This window comes from Streptomyces sp. NPDC058464 (genome assembly GCF_042721035.1).
Classification (GTDB): Bacteria; Actinomycetota; Actinomycetes; order Streptomycetales; family Streptomycetaceae; genus Streptomyces.
The window spans coordinates 1-17,785 of record NZ_JBHXMA010000048.1 but is presented as its reverse complement, the minus strand read 5'-3'; the positions used below and the strand labels follow the sequence as shown (position 1 = coordinate 17,785).

The window sequence follows — 17,785 nt, the reverse complement described above, 5'->3', positions numbered from 1 at the left end:
TATTTCTTCTTTATGTGTAGCTCAGTCGCGCTCCCGGGCCCGCCGGAACCGGGCGAGGCCGTCCGCGAGATCGACGATCGGCTCCGGGTAGTCGAACGCGGCCCGCTGCGGGCCGTCCAGCTTCCACGGCTCGTGCACCTTCGCCCCCGGCAGTCCCGCCAGCTCCGGCACCCAGCGCCGGACGTACGCGCCGTCGGGGTCGTAACGCCTCGCCTGGATCACCGGATTGAGCACCCGGTTGGGGCGGGAGTCGGTGCCGGTGCCCGCCACCCACTGCCAGTTGAGCTGGTTGTTCGCCACGTCCCCGTCGACCAGCAGCTCCAGGAAGTGCCGGGCGCCCACGCGCCAGTCGACGTACAGCGTCTTGGCCAGGAAACTCGCGGTCAGCAGCCGGCCCCGGTTGTGCATCCAGCCCTCGTGGCGGAGCTGGCGCATCGCCGCGTCGACGATCGGGTAGCCGGTGCGCCCCGCACGCCACGCCCCGGCGTCCTCGTCGGCGGTGCGCCCGGTGCGCCAACGGTCGTGTTTCGTACGGTAGTCGGCGGTGGCCGCCGCCGGCCGTGCGGCCAGCACCTGCCGGTGGAAGTCCCGCCACGCCAACTGCCGCACGAACGCCTCGGCGCCCGCGCCGCCCGCCCCGCGCGACCGGTGGACCAGCTCGACGGGGGAGAGCGTCCCGAAGTGGAGGTGCGGCGAGAGCCGGGAGGTCGCGTCCCCGGCGAGGTCGTCGTGGCGGTCCTCGTACGACCCGATGCCCGTGCGCAGCCAGGCGGCGAGCCGCCTGCGGCCCTCCGTCTCGCCGCCGGCGGCCAGGCCCGCCGACACCCCGGACAGCCGGTCGCGGCCGGGCAGCGGCTCGGATCCGATCCCGTCCGGCACCCGGACTCTGCGCGGCGCGGCCACCGCCTGCCGCAGCGGCTGCCGTGACCACTGCCGGAAGTACGGTGTGAACACCGCGTAGTGGTCCGAGTCGGCCGGAGTCACCGCACCGGCCGCGACCGCCGCGGTCACCGCGTCGTGGACGTGCAGCCGCCGGCCGTCCGCCTCCAGGGCACGGCGCAGCCGCTCCTCCCGGCGCTGCGCGAGCCCGCTCACGTCGGCCGCCAGGTGCACGGCGCCGGCGTCCGCCTCGGCCGCCACCTTGCACACCTCCTCGACGAGGTCGCCCGAACGCACCACCAGCCGGCCGCCGCGCTCGCGCAGCCCCGCGTCCAACTCGCGCAGGCAGTCGGCGAGGAACGCCAGCCGGTTGGGCACGGCGAAGCCGGCCCGGTCCACCGCGCGGTCCCGCACGAACAGCGGCACCACCTCGTCCGAGCCGTCCACGGCGGCCCGCAGCGGCGGATGGTCGTGCAGGCGCAGGTCGGCGGTGAACAGGACGACCGAGACGTTCATGAGGCGGCTCCTGGGCGGTACGGCGGCAGGCTGCGAAAAGGCCCACGCTCCCATTTCCCGGTGCCCCGACGGCGGACCGGCGGTCGGCGCCGTTCCGGCGTTTCCGGCATGTCCGCGTCGATCCGGGGCAGCCGCACGGAGAGGCGGAACCGATGCGGGAGGTGCGGGGTGGCCGTGGGCGCGAGGGTGCTGGAGCGATTTCCCGCCGGGGCTCCCCGGGGCTCGTGGCCGGCCGAGGAGTACGCGGCGAGGTGCCGGGCCGAGGGCGGGCGGGCCACCGTGGTGATGGACCTCGGCACGGACGCCTTCCTGGTCGTCGTACCCGGCCCGGACGACGACGGGCCGTCCTCGGCGGCCGGCGCGTCAGCCCGGGAGTGACTGCTCGGCCCAGATGGTCTTGCCCCGCTCCCCGTACCGCGTCCCCCAGTTCTGCGCGAGCTGGGTGATGAGGTAGAGACCGCGGCCGCCCTCGTCGGTCTCCTGGGCGCGCCGCACATGGGGCGAGGTGCTGCTGCCGTCCGACACCTCGCAGATCAGGCTCCGGTCCCGGATCAGGCGCAACGTGATCGGCGCACCGCCGTACCGCAGCGCGTTCGTCACCAGCTCGCTGACGATCAGCTCGGTGGAGAACGACTCCTCCGCCAGCCCCCACCGGGCCAGCTGGCACGCCGTCAGCTCCCGGGCCCGGCCGACCATCCTCTCCTCGGCCTCGATCTCCCAGGTGACGTGCGAGTCCGGGGCCAGGCCGCTCATCCGGGCCACCAGGACGGCCACGTCGTCCTGGTGGCCCGGCGGCAGCAGCTCACGGACCAGCGTGTCGCACACCTCCTTCGGCGCGGCCGACGCGGGTGTCAGGGAGAGGGCGGCACGCATCCGGCGCAGCCCGGTGTCGAAGTCCTGCGCGCGCGACTCCAGCAGCCCGTCGGTGTAGAGGACCAGGAGGTCCCCGTCGTCCAGGGCGATCTCGCGCTCCTCGAACACCACGCCGCCGAGGCCCAGGGGCGGGCCGCCGGGCAGGTCCACGAAGTCGACGGCGCCGTCCACCGAGACGACCGCCGGCGGCGGATGACCGGCGCGCGCGAGCTGACAGAGCCGCGAGACCGGGTCGTACACCGCGTACAGGCAGGTCGCCCCCGTCACCAGGGACACCTCGTCGCCGCGCTCGTCGAGGAACCGGTTCATCTGTTCGTCCAGGTGGGCGAGGAGCTCCACCGGGGACAGGTCGAGATCGGCGAGGGTGCGCACGGCGCCGCGCAGCCGGCCCATGGTCACCGCCGACTGCAGGCCGTGCCCGACCACGTCGCCCACCACGAGCGCCACCCTCGCCCCGGACAGCGGGATCACGTCGAACCAGTCCCCGCCCAGCCCGGTGTGCTCGCTGGCCGGCAGGTAACGGGTCGCCGTCCGTACCGCCGACGGCGACGGCAGCCGCTGGGGGAGCAGGCTGCGCCGGAGGGTACGGGCCGTCGTCCGCTCCCGGTGGTAGCGGCTCGCGTTGTCGACGCACACCGCGGTACGGGTCACGATCTGCTCGGCGAGCTGCACGTCCTCGGGCTCGAACCGGCGGGGGCTGCGGGAGCGCATGAAGACGGCGGTGCCGAGCGCGACGCCCCGGGCGAGCATGGGGACGAGCAGCCAGGAGTGGACGCCGGGGCCGGCGCCCGGCGGCAGGCGCGGGCCCGCCGTGCCGGTGCCGGGACGCAGCTGCTCGTCCGCGAGGAGGACGGACCCGCCCTTCGTCAGGGCGTCCAGAAACGGCGAGCCGGGGGCCGTCGCCGCCGTGTCGAGATCGCCCACCCGCACCGCCGGGGCTCCCTCGGTGTCCGTGTCCTCGGCGGCCCCGCCGCGGGCGGCCCGGCGGAGCACCGGGTGGCGCGGCCGTTCGTCGTCGGCGGGCTCGCGGTCGGAGAAGACGGAGTCCAGCAGGTCGACATGGCAGGCGTCGGCGAACCACGGCACCGAGACCTCGGCCAGTTCCCGGGCCGTCTGCCAGAGATCCAGGGTGGTCCCGATCCGGGTGCCGGCCTCGTTGGCCAGGACCAGCCGCTCACGCGAGCGGACCCGCTGGGTCACGTCGGAGATCACATGGGCCAGCGCGATCACCGTCCCGGCCGGGTTCCTGAGCGGCAGGATGGACTCCGACCACACGTAGTCGTTGGGCGAACCGGGTACGGGATGGCCGACGACCTCGGTGTCGAGCAGGGCCTCGCCGGTCTCCAGCACCCGCCGCTGCCGCTCCTCCAGGGCGTCGAGGTCCAGCAGACCGGGCGGGGCCATCTCGCGCATCGTGTGCCCGCTGTACGGGGTCTCCCGGAACACTCCGGCGCGCCGCTGCGCGAGGTTCTGGGCGACGAACCGCATCCGGGTGTCGAAGAGGTCGATGTGGAAGGGGATGTCGGTGAACAGCCCCTGCAGCAGGGCGCGGCCGAATTCGTACGTGCGGTACGACTCGGCTCCCGCCCCCTGCACGAGCCACCGCTGCTCGCCGTCCTCGCTGGTGAGGGGGCGCGCCCAGACCTGGACGTCGACCGGTTCCCCGTCGTGCCGCCGGAGCACCAGCGGTCCCTGGCGGTCACCCTCCGCCCAGCGCCGGACGACCTGCCCGGCCTCGGCCGGGTCGTGGAGCAGCTCGGCCGCGGGCCGGCCCAGCACCTCCCGCGCCGGACGGCCGAGCAGCTCCTCGGCGCCCGGGCCCCAGGCCACGACCCGGCCCGCCGCGTCCAGCAGGACCTCCGCCTCGCCCCTGGGCTCCGGGAGCTCGCCGCGGTCGTCGAAGGTGATGTCGCGCATCCTCACCTCGGGCACATCCGTGCCGGACTCGGGATGTGGTGGTTTGTGATGATTGCGCAATAGATGATACCTGCGCAGGCGATGACCGCCCCCGGCTCGGCCGAACGGTGGACAGCCGCGCAGCCCCGCCCGAGGGGTCGTCGGCCCGTCGCCCGGGGGTCGTCGGCCCGTCGTCCGGATCCTTGACCGCCGCTGCGGGCTCCGCGATGCTGTGTTGCGAAACACGAGATGCGTGCCGCATTGGGCAACATCTCGCCGCCTCTGTCAGTCGAGGAGTGGCCATGTCCCAGCAGGTCCGTGCCGTCGTCGCGCGGAGCAAGGGCGCCCCTGTCAGCCTGGAGACCATCGTCGTGCCCGACCCCGGGCCGGGCGAGGCGGTGGTGAGGATCGAGGCCTGCGGGGTCTGCCACACCGATCTCCACTACCGCGAGGGCGGGATCAGCGAGGACTTCCCGTTCCTGCTGGGGCACGAGGCGGCGGGGGTCGTCGAGACGGTCGGCGACGGGGTCACCGACGTGGCGCCCGGCGACTTCGTGATCCTCAACTGGCGTGCGGTGTGCGGCCAGTGCCGGGCCTGCCTGCGCGGGCGGCCGTGGTACTGCTTCAACACCCACAACGCGAAGCAGAGGATGACCCTCGCCGCCACCGGCCAGGAGCTCTCCCCGGCGCTCGGGATCGGCGCCTTCGCCGAGAAGACGCTGGTGGCGGCCGGGCAGTGCACCAAGGTCGACCGGCGTGCGTCGGCGGCGGCCGCCGGGCTGCTGGGCTGCGGCGTGATGGCGGGCATCGGCGCCGCCCTCAACACCGGCAACGTCGGCCGCGGCGACAGCGTCGCCGTGATCGGCTGCGGAGGCGTCGGCGCGGCCGCCGTCCTCGGCGCGAAGCTGGCCGGCGCGGCGCGGGTCATCGCCGTGGACATCGACGACCGCAAGCTGGACACCGCGCGCGGGCTCGGCGCCACCCACACCGTCAACTCCAAGGAGACCGACGCCGTCGACGCGGTGCGCGAACTGACCGGCGGCTTCGGGGCCGACGTGGTCATCGAGGCGGTGGGCCGCCCGGAGACCTACCGGCAGGCCTTCTACGCCCGCGACCTCGCCGGCACCGTCGTCCTGGTCGGCGTGCCCACCCCCGAGATGAAGCTGGAGCTGCCGCTGCTGGACGTCTTCGGCCGCGGCGGGGCGCTCAAGTCGTCCTGGTACGGGGACTGTCTGCCCTCCCGTGACTTCCCCATGCTCATCGACCTCTACCTGCAGGGCCGCCTCGACCTGGACGCCTTCGTCACCGAGACGATCGCCCTGGACGAGGTCGAGAAGGCCTTCGAGCGCATGCACCACGGTGACGTCCTGCGCTCGGTGGTGCTCCTGTGACGGGCGGCCGCGGTCTCTGACCGCCCCGCCGACGAAGCGGCCCTGCCCCGGTGACGGCACCGGGGCAGGGCCGTGGCCGCACTTCACGCGAGGCCTGTTCGCCCTGCTCACGCACGCTTTCGAGGGTGCTCCGGCGCGCCCGGCGGCCCGCTGTCGTGGCCCGGGCAAACCGGCGCGTGAACTCCTTGACAACGCTTCGCGGCGGCCCGCAGACTGGCGTTGCGCTAACCGCAATCCGTTTCGCTATACGCACCGAGGTGTCATGATGATTCCCGCGTGCCGTCTCGCGGATCTGCCGCGAGGCGAGGCCCACCGGCTCGACATCGAACCGCCCGTCTCGGTGTTCCACACCGACGACGGTGAGCTCTTCGCCATCGACGACACCTGCACCCACCAGGACGCCTCGCTCGCCGACGGCTGGCTGGAGGGCTGCGAGGTCGAATGCCCCCTGCACGCCTCCAAGTTCGACCTGCGCACGGGCGCCGTGGACGCACCCCCGGCCAAGCGCCCGGTCCGCACCCACGAGGTCGTGGTCGAGGACGGCACGGTCTACGTCCGGCTGTCCGCCGAGCCCCCCAACCTGCCGCCGTGCGTCAGCGCCCGCCTGGCCGGGGGCGCCGCGTGAGGACGGTCGCCGTGGTGGGCGCCTCGCTGGCCGGACTGTCGGCCGCGCGCTCGCTGCGGCAACGCGGGTACGACGGCCGGCTGGTCGTCGTCGGCGACGAGTCCCATCGCCCTTACGACAGGCCGCCGTTGTCCAAGGAGTTCCTGGCCGGCACCCTCGGCGAGGCCGACCTGGCGCTGGAGCGCGAGGACGAGGAGCTCCACGCCGAGTGGCTGCTCGGGACCCGCGCCACCGGGCTCGACCGCACCGCGCGGGCCGTCCGGCTGGCCGACGGCCGGGAGGTCCGCGCCGACGGCGTGGTCATCGCGACCGGCGCCGCCGCCCGTACCCTGCCCGGTGCCGAGGGCCTCGCCGGGGTCCACACCCTGCGCACCCTCGACGACGCCCGCGCGCTGCGGGCGGACCTCGCGAGGGGCGGCCGGCTCGTGGTGATCGGCGGCGGGTTCGTCGGCGCCGAGGTCGCCTCCACGGCGTACGCCCTCGGCCTCGACGTCACCGTGATCGAGGCGGCCCCGACCCCGCTGGCCGGACCGCTGGGCGAGGCCATGGGCGCCGTCGTCTCCGCGCTCCACGCCGACCACTGGGTACGGCTGCTGTGCGGGGTGGGCGTCAAGGGGCTGAGCGGCGAGCGCCAGGTGGAGGCCGTGCTGCTGGAGGACGGCCGCAGCGTGCCCGCCGACACCGTCGTCGTCGGCGTGGGGGCGCGCCCCTGCGTCGAGTGGCTGGAGGGCTCGGGCGTCGTGCTCGACAACGGCGTGAAGTGCGGCGCCGACGGGCGCACCAGCATCGCCGGGGTGGTGGCCGTGGGCGACTGCGCCAACTGGTACGACCCGCACACCGGCGGCCACCGCAGGGTCGAGCACTGGACCGGCGCGCTGGAACGGCCGGACACCGCCGTCGCCACCCTGCTCGCGCACGGCGCGCGGGAACCGGGGACGCCCCGGCCGCCGTACTTCTGGTCCGACCAGTACGGCGTGAAGATCCAGTTCGTCGGCCACGCGGCCGGGGCCGACAGCGTGACGGTCGAGGAGGGCTCGACCGACGACCGCAGCTTTCTCGCCGTGTACCGGCGGGCGGGCCGGCAGGTCGCCGTGCTCGGGATGAACCAGCCGCGGCTGTTCACCCGCGCCCGCAAGCAGTTCGGCACCGCCGCGTCCTGACCCGGCGCCCGCACCACCCCACCGATCCACGACGTCCTCCGAGGAGTGCACCGTGACCTCGACCAGCCTGCCGGACAGCCTGATCGCCACCCTCCCCGGCTCCGCCTACACCGATCCCGGGATCTTCGCCCAGGAGCAGGAGCGCATCTTCGAGACGATGTGGTTCTGCGTGGCGCGCGCCGCGGACCTGCCGAAGCCCGGCGCCTTCCGCACCGTCGACGTGGGCCGCGAGAGCATCCTCGTCACCCGGGCCCGGGACCACTCGATCCGCGCCTACTTCAACGTCTGCCGGCACCGCGGCGCCAAGCTCTGCACCGAGGAGACCGGCGAGGTCGCCCGGGCCTTCCAGTGCCCCTACCACGCCTGGACCTACGGCCTGGACGGCAAGCTGGTCGCCGCGCCCAACCTCACCAAGATGCCCGACGTCGGCCGCACCGAGTACGGCCTGGTCGGCGTGGCCGTCCGGGAGTGGCTCGGCTATGTGTGGGTGTGTCTCGCGGAGAACCCGCCGTCCTTCGAGGAGGACGTGATCGGGGCGGCGGTCGAGCGGCTGGGCGACGTCGAGTCGATCGAGCGCTACGGCGTCGAGGACCTCTCCGTCGGCAGGCGGATCGTCTACGACGTGAAGGCGAACTGGAAGCTCATCATCGAGAACTTCATGGAGTGCTACCACTGCGCCACCATCCACCCCGAACTCACCGAGGTGCTGCCCGAGTTCGCCGACGGCTACGCGGCGCAGTACTACGTCGGGCACGGCGCCGAGTTCGGCGAGGACGTCCAGGGCTTCACCGTCGACGGCTCCGAGGGGCTGGACCGCATTCCCGGGGTCTCGGCGGACCAGGACCGGCGGTACTACGCGATCACCGTCAAGCCGCAGGTGTTCATCAACCTGGTGCCGGACCACGTGATATTCCACCGGATGTACCCGGTGGCCGTCGACCGCACGATCGTCGAGTGCGACTGGCTCTACCTCCCGCACGTGGTGGAGAGCGGCAAGGACGTCAGCCGGTCCGTGGAGCTCTTCGACCGGGTCAACCGCCAGGACTTCGACGCCTGCGAGCGCACGCAGCCCGGCATGAGCTCACGGCTGTACGCCAAGGGCGGCGTGCTGGTGCCCAGTGAGCACCACATCGGCGCCTTCCACGACTGGGTCCACGAGCGGCTCGGGACCCGGCAGCCGGAGTGACCGAGACCGCCCGTGGCCCGCGCCGGCCGGTGTGCACGCGGGCCCTGCGGCGGTCGCCGTCCTGAGGGCGCTCAGCCCAGGTACCCCATGCGGTGGCTGATCTCCTCCGCGCCCTTGACCAGCACCGGGGCCAGCTGGTGCATGCGCTCCTCGGTGAACCGGTAGGAGGGCCCGGAGGCGCTGATCGCGGCGATGACCACGCCGTCCCGGTCCCGGATCGGCGCCGCCATGGCGTGCAGCCCGATCTCCAGCTCCTCCAGCGTCCAGGCGTAACCGCGCTCCCGGGCGTCGGCGAGGTTCTTCTCCAGCTTGGCCTTCGAGGAGATGGTGTGCGGGGTCAGCTTCTTCAGGCCCCCCTCCGCGATCAGCGTGGCACGCTCCTGGGCCGGCACGTGGGCCAGCATGATCTTGCCGCTGGAGGTGGCGTGCAGCGGGGTCAGCTGGCCGACCCAGTTGTGCGCGGTGACGGCGGCCGTGCCGCGCACCTGGTAGAGGTTGATCGCGTAGTGCTCCTGCAGCACCGCGATGTTCACCGTCTCGCCGATCTCCTCGGCCAGCCGCTCGCACACCACCCGGCCCTGCTGGGTGACGTCGATACGTCCCGTCACGGCCCCGGCGAGGCGTACGATGCCGAAGCCGAGCGAGTACTTGCCCCGCTCGCCCGACTGCTCCACGAGACCGCGCGCCTCCAGGGCGCCGAGCAGCCGGAACGCGGTCGACTTGTGAACATCGATCTCGGCGGCCACCTCGCTCACCCCCGCCTCGCCGCGCTGGGCCAGGATCTCCAGGACGCTGATGGCGCGGTCGACGGACTGCACGCCACCAGAAGATGAGCCGTTCGTTTCGGTATCCGGACTGAAGTTGCTCATAGCGAAACTATACGCGCAGTAAACAACACCCTCCAAGTAACGCGATGTGAACAAAGATCTTACAAGTTGCGTGGTTCGCAACCTGGTGCGTATAGCGATACCCGTACTAGCATTCCGCGCAATCGACGGCGCGAGCGAGACGAGGCACCATGGCTCCCTTGCAGTACGACTTCGTCATCGTCGGCGGCGGCTCGGCCGGCAGCGCACTGGCGAACCGGCTCTCCGCGGACCCCGGCAACCGGGTGCTCGTCCTGGAGGCAGGCCGCCCCGACTACCCGTGGGACGTGTTCATCCACATGCCGGCGGCGCTGACCTACCCCATCGGCAGCCGCTTCTACGACTGGAAGTACGAGTCCGAGCCCGAGCCCCACATGGGCGGCCGCCGCATCTACCACGCCCGCGGCAAGGTCCTCGGCGGCTCCAGCAGCATCAACGGCATGATCTTCCAGCGCGGCAACCCGCTCGACTACGAGCGCTGGGCCGCCGACCCGGGCATGGCCACCTGGGACTACGCGCACTGCCTGCCGTACTTCCGCCGGATGGAGAACTGCCTGGCCGCCGACCCGGACGACGAGTTCCGCGGCCACGACGGCCCGCTGGTCCTGGAGCGCGGCCCGGCCACCAACCCGCTCTTCTCCGCCTTCCTCAAGGCCACCGAGGAGGCGGGCTACGCGCCCACCGACGACGTCAACGGCTACCGGCAGGAGGGCTTCGCCAAGTTCGACCGCAACGTCCACCGCGGCCGGCGCCTGTCGGCGTCCAAGGCGTACCTCAAGCCCGCCCGGAAGCGCCCCAACCTCACCGTGAAGACCCGCGCCCTCGTCACCCGCGTCCTCTTCGAGGGCAAGAAGGCCGTCGGCGTCGAGTACCGGCGCGGCAAGGGCGCCCTCCAGGAGGTCCGCGCCAAGGAGGTCATCCTCTGCGGCGGCGCGATCAACTCCCCGCAGCTGCTCCAGCTCTCCGGCGTCGGCAACGCGGAGGAGCTGAGCGCCCTCGGCATCGACGTCGTCCACGACCTGCCGGGCGTCGGCGAGAACCTCCAGGACCACCTTGAGGTGTACATCCAGTACGCCTGCAAGCAGCCCGTCTCCGTGCAGCCGTACCTGGCGAAGTGGCGGGCGCCCTTCATCGGCCTGCAGTGGCTCTTCCGCAAGGGCCCGGCCGCCACGAACCACTTCGAGGCCGGCGGCTTCGCCCGCAGCAACGACGACGTGGACTACCCCAACCTGATGTTCCACTTCCTGCCGATCGCGGTCCGCTACGACGGTTCCGTGCCCGCGGGCGGCCACGGCTACCAGGTCCACGTCGGCCCCATGTACTCCGACGCCCTCGGCTCGGTGAAGATCAGGAGCAAGGACCCCCGCGAACACCCGGCCCTGCGCTTCAACTACCTCTCCACCGAGCAGGACCGCCGCGAGTGGGTCGAGGCGATCAGAGTGGCCCGCAACCTGCTCAACCAGCCCGCGCTCGCCCCCTACAACGACGGGGAGATCTCACCCGGCCCGTCCGTGGCGACGGACGAGGAGATCCTCTCCTGGGTCGCCAAGGACGGCGAGACCGCTCTGCATCCGTCCTGCACCTGCAGGATGGGCACCGACGAGATGTCCGTCGTCGACCCGACGAGCATGCGGGTGCACGGGGTGGAGGGCCTGCGGGTGGTGGACGCCTCGGTGATGCCGTACGTCACCAACGGCAACATCTACGCCCCGGTGATGATGATCGCGGAGAAGGCGGCCGACCTCATCCTCGGCAAGGAGCCGCTGCCGCCGTCGGAGGCCGTGTACTACCGGCACCGCGACGCCCAGAAGCAGGCCGGGTAGACCATGGGTGCCGAGGCGCTGCGGGCGCTGCTGGCCCGCGTCCGCTACGAGGTGCTGCCGGCGAAGGCGACCGAGGAGAAGGTCCTCGCCCACGTGCCCCGGGACGTCGTGGTCACCGTCACGGCGTCACCGGTCAAGGGCCTGGAACCGACCCTCGCCCTCACCGAGCGGCTCGCGGCGCACCGCTACCGTGTCGTCCCGCACGTACCCGCACGACTGCTCCGCGACGACACCCACCTGAAGGACGTCACGGAGCGGCTGAGCGCGGTGGGCGTCGACGACCTGTTCGTCCCGGCGGGCGACGCCGATCCGCCCGCCGGGCCCTACGAGGGAGCGCTGCCGGTGCTGCGCCGGCTGACCGAGCTGGGCAGACCCTTCGCGGAGACCGGGATCACCGGCTACCCGGAGAGTCATCCGCTCATCCACGACGACCTCACCATCCAGGCGATGTGGGACAAGCGGGCGCACGCCACCTACATCGTGAGCAACCTCTGCTTCGACGCGCGCGTGCTCGGTGACTGGCTCACCCGCATCCGGCGCCGTGACGTCACCCTGCCGGTGTACGTGGGCGTCGCCGGGCCCGTCCAGCGGGCCAAGCTGCTGTCCATGGCGACGAAGATCGGGGTGGGGGAGTCCACCCGCTTCCTCACCAAGCACGCCTCCTGGTTCCTGCGCTTCGCCGCACCCGGCGGATACGACCCGGAGCGGCTGCTCGACCGCGGCCAGGAGGCGTTCACCGCGCCGTCGGCGGGCGTGGCGGGCCTCCATCTGTTCACGTTCAACCAGGTTGCCGAGACGGAGCGGTGGCGCCGTGCGCTGCTGGACCGGCTGGGCGGCTGACCCACCCCCGAGGGCGCCGCTTTCGCGGCCGAATCGGGATACGCGGAGCCCTTGACGGCTGTCCGTACATTCGGTCAGGGTGTTCCACCAAAAGCAATCCAATGCACAATGCGCAACGAATTCGGGCTCGAAGGGCGCGGCCGTGGCAGATCTGTATGTGGATGGTAAATGGCACGCCGCGGTGGCCGGCGGCCGGCGCGAGATCCGCTGTCCCGCGGACGGCACCCTCGTCGCCACGGTCTCGGAGGCGACCCGCCCCGACACCGAGGCGGCGATCGGCGCGGCCCGGCGCGCGTTCGACGACGGCCCCTGGCCGCACACCCCCGAGCGCGAGCGCGGCGCGCTGCTGCTGCGCACCGCCGACATCATCGAGCGCGACGCCAAGGAGTTCGCCCGCGCCGAGTCCCTGGACACCGGCAAGCGCCTGGTGGAGAGCGAGTACGACATCGCCGACGTCGTCTCCTGCCTCCGCTTCTACGGCGGCATCGCGGGCACCGACGCCGGCCGGGTGATCGACACCGGACGCGCGGACGCCGTCAGCCGCGTCGTGTACGAGCCGGTCGGCGTGTGCGGGCTGATCACCCCGTGGAACTACCCGCTGCTGCAGGCCAGCTGGAAGGTCGCGCCCGCCCTGGTCGCGGGCAACACCTTCGTCCTCAAGCCCAGCGAGCTCACCCCCTCCACCGCGATCCTGCTGCTGAAGGCGCTGGAGGAGGCCGGACTCCCGCCCGGGGTCGGCAACCTGGTGCTCGGCGCCGGACCCGAGGCGGGCGCCGCGCTCTCCGAGGACCCCGCCGTCGACCTGGTGTCCTTCACCGGCGGCCTGGAGACCGGCAAGCGGATCATGGCCACCGCCGCGGCGACCGTGAAGAAGGTCGCGCTGGAGCTGGGCGGCAAGAACCCCAACGTGGTCTTCGCCGACGCGGACCTCGACACCGCCGTGGACTTCGCGCTCACCGCCGTCTTCCTGCACTCCGGGCAGGTCTGCTCGGCCGGCGCCCGGCTGATCGTCGAGGACTCGATCCACGACGCCTTCGTCGACGAGGTCGTCCGCCGGGCCCGGCAGATCCGCCTGGGCGGCCCCTTCGACCCCGAGGCCGAGACCGGCGCGCTGATCTCCGCACAGCACCGCGAGAAGGTCGAGGCGTACGTGGCCGCCGGTGTCGCCGAGGGCGCCGTACTGCGCTGCGGCGGCAGCCGCCCCGACGACCCCGCGCTCGCGAACGGCTTCTACTACCCGCCCACCGTCCTCGACGAGTGCACCCAGGACATGCGCGTGGTGCACGAGGAGTCCTTCGGACCCGTGCTCACCGTCGAACGCTTCCGGGACGAGGACGACGCCGTCCGCATCGCCAACGACACGGAGTACGGCCTCGCGGGGGCCGTCTGGACGCAGGACGCGGGCAAGGCCCAGCGGGTCGCCCGCCGGCTGCGCCACGGCACCGTCTGGATCAACGACTACCACCCCTATGTGCCGCAGGCGGAATGGGGTGGTTTCGGGCACTCGGGCGTGGGCCGCGAGCTGGGACCGACCGGCCTGGACGAGTACCGAGAGCCCAAGCACATCTGGCAGAACATCCAACCCGGGCCGCAGCACTGGTTCCGCGGCTGACGCCGAAGAGAGGTCCCCACCATGACCCCAGCCCAGACCGACGTGGCGCGGCGGCGCGACACGTCCGAGGACCCCCGGGACGGCACCCCGGTCATCTCCGTGCGCCGGCTGTGGAAGGTGTTCGGGCCGAAGGCCGACGAGGTGCCCGGCTCCGAGGAGCTGTGCGGACTCACCCGCCGCGAGCTGATGGACCGCACCGGCTGCACCGCCGCCGTGCGGGACGTGAACTTCGAGGTGTCGCCCGGCGAGGTCTTCGTCGTCATGGGCCTGTCCGGGTCCGGCAAGTCCACCCTGGTGCGATGTCTGACCCGGCTGATCGAACCCACCGCCGGCGAGATCGTCTTCGAGGGCGAGGACATCCGGGACGCCGACGCCCGACGGCTGCGGGAACTGCGGCGCAACAAGTTCTCCATGGTCTTCCAGCACTTCGGCCTGCTGCCGCACCGCAAGGTCGTCGACAACGTGGCGTTCGGCCTGGAGATCCGGGGCATGGGCAAGGCCGAGCGCATGAAACGCGCGATGGAGACCGTCGAGCTGGTGGGCCTGGCCGGCTACGAGAACTCCTACCCCGACCAGCTCTCCGGCGGCATGCAGCAGCGCGTCGGCCTCGCCCGCGCCCTGGCCGGCGACCCCGACGTCCTCTTCTTCGACGAACCGTTCTCCGCGCTCGACCCGCTGATCCGCCGCGACATGCAGAGCGAGGTCATCCGCCTGCACCACGAGGTCGGCAAGACCATGGTCTTCATCACCCACGACCTCTCCGAGGCCCTCAAGCTCGGCGACCGCATCCTGATCATGCGGGACGGCAAGATGGTCCAGTGCGGCACCGGCGACGAACTGGTCGGCGCCCCGGCGGACGACTACGTGCGGGACTTCGTCAAGGACGTGGCGCGCGGCGACGTCCTCACCCTGCGCTGGATCATGCGGCCCGCCGAGCCCGACGACGCCCTCGACGGACCGGAGCTGGGCCCGGACGTCGTGGTACGCGAGGCCACCCGGGCGGTGCTCGCGGCCGAGAAGCCGGTCAAGGTCGTCGAGAACGGCAAGCTGCTCGGCATCGTCGGCGACGAGGAGATCCTCGCGGTCGTCGCCGGACAGGAGGGCGGCGCCTGATGGCCGCCGTCGCCGAGGCGACCGCGCCGGTCGCGACGCTGCGCAAGAAGGTCGGCCGCCCGATGGTGGTGGCGGCGATCCTGGTCGTCTGGCTGGTGCTCTTCGCCGCACTGCGCGGCCGGCAGACCCTGACCCTGGCCGCCGCCGACCTCACCGGTCTGCACCGCTGGCTGAACGACGTCAACGACAGCATCGGCGCCAACCGCAACTCCAACCCGGTCTTCCTGTACTTCTTCAACGAGATCCGGCTGGCCATCGACAACCTGGTCACTCTGGTGCAGTCCCTGATCTCCCAGCCCACCGACGGCCGTCCGGTCCCGCAGATCGGCTGGCTCGGCGTCGTCGGCCTCACCGGCTACGTCTCCTGGGCCGTGGGCAACTGGCGGGTCGCGCTGCTGGCCGTCGCCGGCTTCACCTTCTTCGGGCTGCAGGGCCTGTGGCAGGAGAGCATGGACACCCTGGCGCTGACCCTGTCGGCGGTCCTGGTGGCCCTGCTCGTCGGCATCCCGCTCGGCGTGTGGGCGGGGCTCTCCGACCGGGTCAACCGGATCATGACGCCCTTCCTGGACTTCATGCAGACGATGCCGACGTTCGTCTACCTCGCCCCGCTGACCCTGATCTTCCTGATCGGCGGCGCCTCCGCCGTGATCACCACGGTCATCTACGCGGCCCCGCCCGCCATCCGCATCACCGCGTACGCCATCCGCTCGGTTCCCGAGACCACCGTCGAGGCGGCCGACTCGCTCGGCACCACCCGCACGCAGCAACTGGTGAAGGTGCTGCTGCCGATGTCGAAGCGCACGGTCGTCGTGGGCGTCAACCAGACCATCATGGCCGCCCTGGCGATGGTCACCATCGCCGCCCTGATCGACGCGCCCGGCCTCGGCAAGACCGTCGTCCAGGCCCTCCAGTCACTCGACGTCGGCACCGCCTTCAACGCCGGCCTCGCCATCGTCGTCATGGCCATCGTGCTCGACCGGGTCACCACGGCGGCCGCCGCGCGCACCGAGGTCCGCCGCACGGACGGGCGGTTCCTCAAGTGGCGCCGCCCGCTGCTGGGGGCGGGCGGAGTCGTCGCCGCCGTCCTGGTCTACCTCTCCCACACCTACGTCTGGGCGGCCGAGTTCCCCGGCGACGGCACCGTCGGCAGCCACATCGCGAGCGCCGCCGACACCGCGTCCACATGGCTGCAGGACCATCTCTTCGGCCTCACCAACGCCCTGCGGGACGCCGTCACCAACGGTCTGCTCAACCCCTTCCAGACCCTGCTCACCGACTCCCCGTGGTGGCTGGTCGGCGCCGTCCTGGTCGCGCTCGGCGCGGTCCTCGGCGGCTGGCGGGCCGGGGTGATCGCGGCTGTGTGCGTCGGACTCCTTGTCGGCACCGGACTCTGGTCGGACAGCATGACCACGCTCGCCTCGACCGTCGTGGCCACCGTCCTGACGATGCTGGCCGGCGTCGTCGTCGGCGTGTGGATGGGCCGCAGCACGCTGGCGGACCGGCTGATCCGGCCCACTCTGGACGCCGCGCAGGTCATGCCGCCGTTCGTCTACCTCGTGCCGTTCCTGGCGCTCTTCGGCGCCACCCGCTTCACGGCCATCATCGCGGGCGTCGTCTACGCGGCACCCGTCGCCATCAAGATCATCGCGGACGGGGTGCGGAACGTGTCCGCGCCGACCGTGGAGGCGGCCACCTCGGCCGGGTGCAACACCTGGCAGATCATCACCAAGGTCCAACTGCCGATGGCACGCGGCGCCCTGACTCTCGCGACCAACCAGGGCCTGATCTACGTGCTGTCGATGGTTGTGCTGGGCGGCCTGGTAGGGGCGGGCGCCCTCGGCTACGACGTCGTGGCCGGTTTCTCGCAGAGCGAGCTGTACGGCAAGGGGCTGGCGGCAGGGCTGGCCATCGTACTGCTCGGAGTCATGTTCGACCGGATCACTCAGGCTGCGGCACGACGCACCAGGGCATAAGGAGCTCGACACCATGGCACAACACTGGCGAGCCGGCGCGGCCGGCCTGGCCGTCCTCGGCCTCACCCTCACCGCCTGCGGCGGGGCGAAGGTCGGCGACAGCAGTTCCGCCGGCTCGACGTCCTCGGGCGGCAAGTGCGGCACCTTCAACCTGGCCGTCAACCCCTGGGTGGGCTACGAGGCGGACGCGGCGGTCGTCGCGTACGTCGCGGAGCACAACCTCGGCTGTACGGTCAACAAGAAGGACCTCAAGGAGGAGATCTCCTGGCAGGGCTTCGGGACCGGCGAGGTCGACGCCGTCCTGGAGAACTGGGGCCACGACGATCTGAAGAAGAAGTACATCACCGGCCAGAAGACGGCCGTCGAGGCCGGCTCGACGGGCAACAAGGGCATCATCGGCTGGTACGTGCCGCCGTGGCTGGCCAAGGCGCACCCCGACATCCTCGACTGGAAGAACCTCAACAAGTACGCCGCCAACTTCAAGACCTCCGAGTCGGGCGGCAAGGGCCAGCTGCTGGACGGCGACCCGTCCTACGTCACCAACGACGCGGCCCTGGTGAAGAACCTGAAGCTGGACTTCAAGGTGGTGTACGCGGGCAGCGAGACCGCGCTCATCCAGGCCTTCAGAACGGCCGAGAAGAACAAGCAGTGGCTGATCGGCTACTTCTACGAGCCGCAGTGGTTCCTGTCCGAGGTGCCGCTGAAGAAGGTCTCCCTGCCGACGTACACGACGGGCTGCGACGCCGACGCGGCGAAGGTCGCCTGCGACTACCCCGTCTACGACCTCGACAAGGTCGTCAGCGCGAGCTTCGCCAAGTCGGGCAGCCCGGCGTACGACCTGGTGAAGAACTTCAACTGGACCAACGACGACCAGAACACCGTGGCCAAGTACATCGCGGTGGACAAGCTGTCGGACGAGGCGGCGGCCAAGAAGTGGGTCGACGCCAACCCCGACAAGGTCAAGGCCTGGCTGAAGTAACGAGGGCCGCGGGAGGAACCGTTCCGGGACGCCCGGCGGGCGGTGCGCAGCTG

14 protein-coding genes are annotated in these 17,785 nt (G+C 71.9%); 11 read left to right on the top strand and 3 right to left on the bottom strand.

Annotated elements, in window-relative coordinates:
• Positions 1–21 precede the first annotated feature (21 nt).
• On the bottom strand, positions 22–1,395 hold the full coding sequence (locus tag ACFWPQ_RS42685) for a cryptochrome/photolyase family protein (RefSeq protein ID WP_384047787.1): 1,374 nt from the start codon (positions 1,393–1,395) through the stop codon (positions 22–24).
• Positions 1,396–1,569: 174 nt separating this feature from the next.
• On the opposite strand from ACFWPQ_RS42685, the gene ACFWPQ_RS42680 reads away from it, so the two are divergent.
• Positions 1,570–1,773 carry a hypothetical protein gene (locus ACFWPQ_RS42680; RefSeq protein WP_384047784.1) on the top strand — a complete coding sequence of 68 codons (204 nt, stop codon included), beginning with the start codon at positions 1,570–1,572 and terminating at the stop codon, positions 1,771–1,773.
• Here the strand turns inward: ACFWPQ_RS42680 and ACFWPQ_RS42675 are convergent.
• Positions 1,759–4,185 (bottom strand): SpoIIE family protein phosphatase, encoded by a 2,427-nt coding sequence (locus ACFWPQ_RS42675; RefSeq protein WP_384047781.1) that lies wholly within the window; start codon positions 4,183–4,185, stop codon positions 1,759–1,761. The genes ACFWPQ_RS42680 and ACFWPQ_RS42675 overlap by 15 nt on opposite strands.
• 281 nt (positions 4,186–4,466) lie before the next feature.
• Between ACFWPQ_RS42675 and ACFWPQ_RS42670 the strand changes: the two genes are divergently transcribed.
• The 4 genes from ACFWPQ_RS42670 (at position 4,467) to ACFWPQ_RS42655 (ending at position 8,526) form a co-directional block, all read left to right on the top strand.
• Positions 4,467–5,555, top strand: coding sequence for an S-(hydroxymethyl)mycothiol dehydrogenase (locus ACFWPQ_RS42670; protein ID WP_384047779.1), 1,089 nt, complete (start codon positions 4,467–4,469; stop codon positions 5,553–5,555).
• 262 nt (positions 5,556–5,817) lie between these two features.
• Positions 5,818–6,180, top strand: coding sequence for a bifunctional 3-phenylpropionate/cinnamic acid dioxygenase ferredoxin subunit (locus ACFWPQ_RS42665; RefSeq protein ID WP_361302361.1), 363 nt, complete (start codon positions 5,818–5,820; stop codon positions 6,178–6,180).
• Positions 6,177–7,340 carry an NAD(P)/FAD-dependent oxidoreductase gene (locus ACFWPQ_RS42660; protein WP_384047776.1) on the top strand — a complete coding sequence of 388 codons (1,164 nt, stop codon included), beginning with the start codon at positions 6,177–6,179 and terminating at the stop codon, positions 7,338–7,340. The genes ACFWPQ_RS42665 and ACFWPQ_RS42660 overlap by 4 nt, the downstream gene beginning before the upstream one ends.
• Before the next feature lie 52 nt (positions 7,341–7,392).
• Positions 7,393–8,526, top strand: coding sequence for an aromatic ring-hydroxylating dioxygenase subunit alpha (locus ACFWPQ_RS42655; RefSeq protein WP_361302367.1), 1,134 nt, complete (start codon positions 7,393–7,395; stop codon positions 8,524–8,526).
• Positions 8,527–8,597: 71 nt separating this feature from the next.
• Here the strand turns inward: ACFWPQ_RS42655 and ACFWPQ_RS42650 are convergent, their stop codons facing one another.
• Positions 8,598–9,395 (bottom strand): IclR family transcriptional regulator, encoded by a 798-nt coding sequence (locus ACFWPQ_RS42650; protein ID WP_384047773.1) that lies wholly within the window; start codon positions 9,393–9,395, stop codon positions 8,598–8,600.
• A gap of 149 nt (positions 9,396–9,544) precedes the next feature.
• Between ACFWPQ_RS42650 and betA the strand changes: the two genes are divergently transcribed.
• From betA to ACFWPQ_RS42620, 6 genes are all read left to right on the top strand, one after another.
• On the top strand, positions 9,545–11,215 hold the full coding sequence (gene betA, locus ACFWPQ_RS42645; RefSeq protein ID WP_384047771.1) for a choline dehydrogenase: 1,671 nt from the start codon (positions 9,545–9,547) through the stop codon (positions 11,213–11,215).
• Between the two features lie 3 nt (positions 11,216–11,218).
• Positions 11,219–12,055, top strand: coding sequence for a 5,10-methylenetetrahydrofolate reductase (locus tag ACFWPQ_RS42640; protein ID WP_384047768.1), 837 nt, complete (start codon positions 11,219–11,221; stop codon positions 12,053–12,055).
• A 142-nt stretch (positions 12,056–12,197) separates the two neighbouring features.
• The gene (locus ACFWPQ_RS42635) at positions 12,198–13,667 is read left to right on the top strand and encodes an aldehyde dehydrogenase family protein (protein WP_384047765.1); all 1,470 of its coding nucleotides are present in this window, start codon (positions 12,198–12,200) and stop codon (positions 13,665–13,667) included.
• Positions 13,668–13,688: 21 nt separating this feature from the next.
• Positions 13,689–14,780, top strand: coding sequence for a glycine betaine/L-proline ABC transporter ATP-binding protein (locus ACFWPQ_RS42630; RefSeq protein WP_384047762.1), 1,092 nt, complete (start codon positions 13,689–13,691; stop codon positions 14,778–14,780).
• Positions 14,780–16,753: an ABC transporter permease gene (locus ACFWPQ_RS42625; RefSeq protein ID WP_384047759.1), complete on the top strand. Its 1,974-nt coding sequence runs from the start codon at positions 14,780–14,782 to the stop codon at positions 16,751–16,753. Before ACFWPQ_RS42630 ends, ACFWPQ_RS42625 begins: the two co-directional genes overlap by 1 nt.
• Before the next feature lie 13 nt (positions 16,754–16,766).
• Entirely contained in the window at positions 16,767–17,732 is a 966-nt protein-coding gene (locus ACFWPQ_RS42620; protein ID WP_384047756.1) for an ABC transporter substrate-binding protein, read from the top strand.
• Positions 17,733–17,785 lie beyond the last annotated feature (53 nt).

What these genes read in the sequence shown, in the direction of transcription:
- ACFWPQ_RS42685 (WP_384047787.1), bottom strand. Translation starts at nt 1,395, where the DNA reads ATGAACGTCTCGGTCGTCCTGTTCACCGCCGACCTGCGCCTGCACGAC.
- ACFWPQ_RS42675 (WP_384047781.1), bottom strand. Translation starts at nt 4,185, where the DNA reads ATGCGCGACATCACCTTCGACGACCGCGGCGAGCTCCCGGAGCCCAGG.
- ACFWPQ_RS42670 (WP_384047779.1), top strand. Translation starts at nt 4,467, where the DNA reads ATGTCCCAGCAGGTCCGTGCCGTCGTCGCGCGGAGCAAGGGCGCCCCT.
- ACFWPQ_RS42665 (WP_361302361.1), top strand. Translation starts at nt 5,818, where the DNA reads ATGATGATTCCCGCGTGCCGTCTCGCGGATCTGCCGCGAGGCGAGGCC.
- ACFWPQ_RS42650 (WP_384047773.1), bottom strand. Translation starts at nt 9,395, where the DNA reads ATGAGCAACTTCAGTCCGGATACCGAAACGAACGGCTCATCTTCTGGT.
- betA (WP_384047771.1), top strand. Translation starts at nt 9,545, where the DNA reads ATGGCTCCCTTGCAGTACGACTTCGTCATCGTCGGCGGCGGCTCGGCC.
- ACFWPQ_RS42640 (WP_384047768.1), top strand. Translation starts at nt 11,219, where the DNA reads ATGGGTGCCGAGGCGCTGCGGGCGCTGCTGGCCCGCGTCCGCTACGAG.
- ACFWPQ_RS42630 (WP_384047762.1), top strand. Translation starts at nt 13,689, where the DNA reads ATGACCCCAGCCCAGACCGACGTGGCGCGGCGGCGCGACACGTCCGAG.
- ACFWPQ_RS42625 (WP_384047759.1), top strand. Translation starts at nt 14,780, where the DNA reads ATGGCCGCCGTCGCCGAGGCGACCGCGCCGGTCGCGACGCTGCGCAAG.
- ACFWPQ_RS42620 (WP_384047756.1), top strand. Translation starts at nt 16,767, where the DNA reads ATGGCACAACACTGGCGAGCCGGCGCGGCCGGCCTGGCCGTCCTCGGC.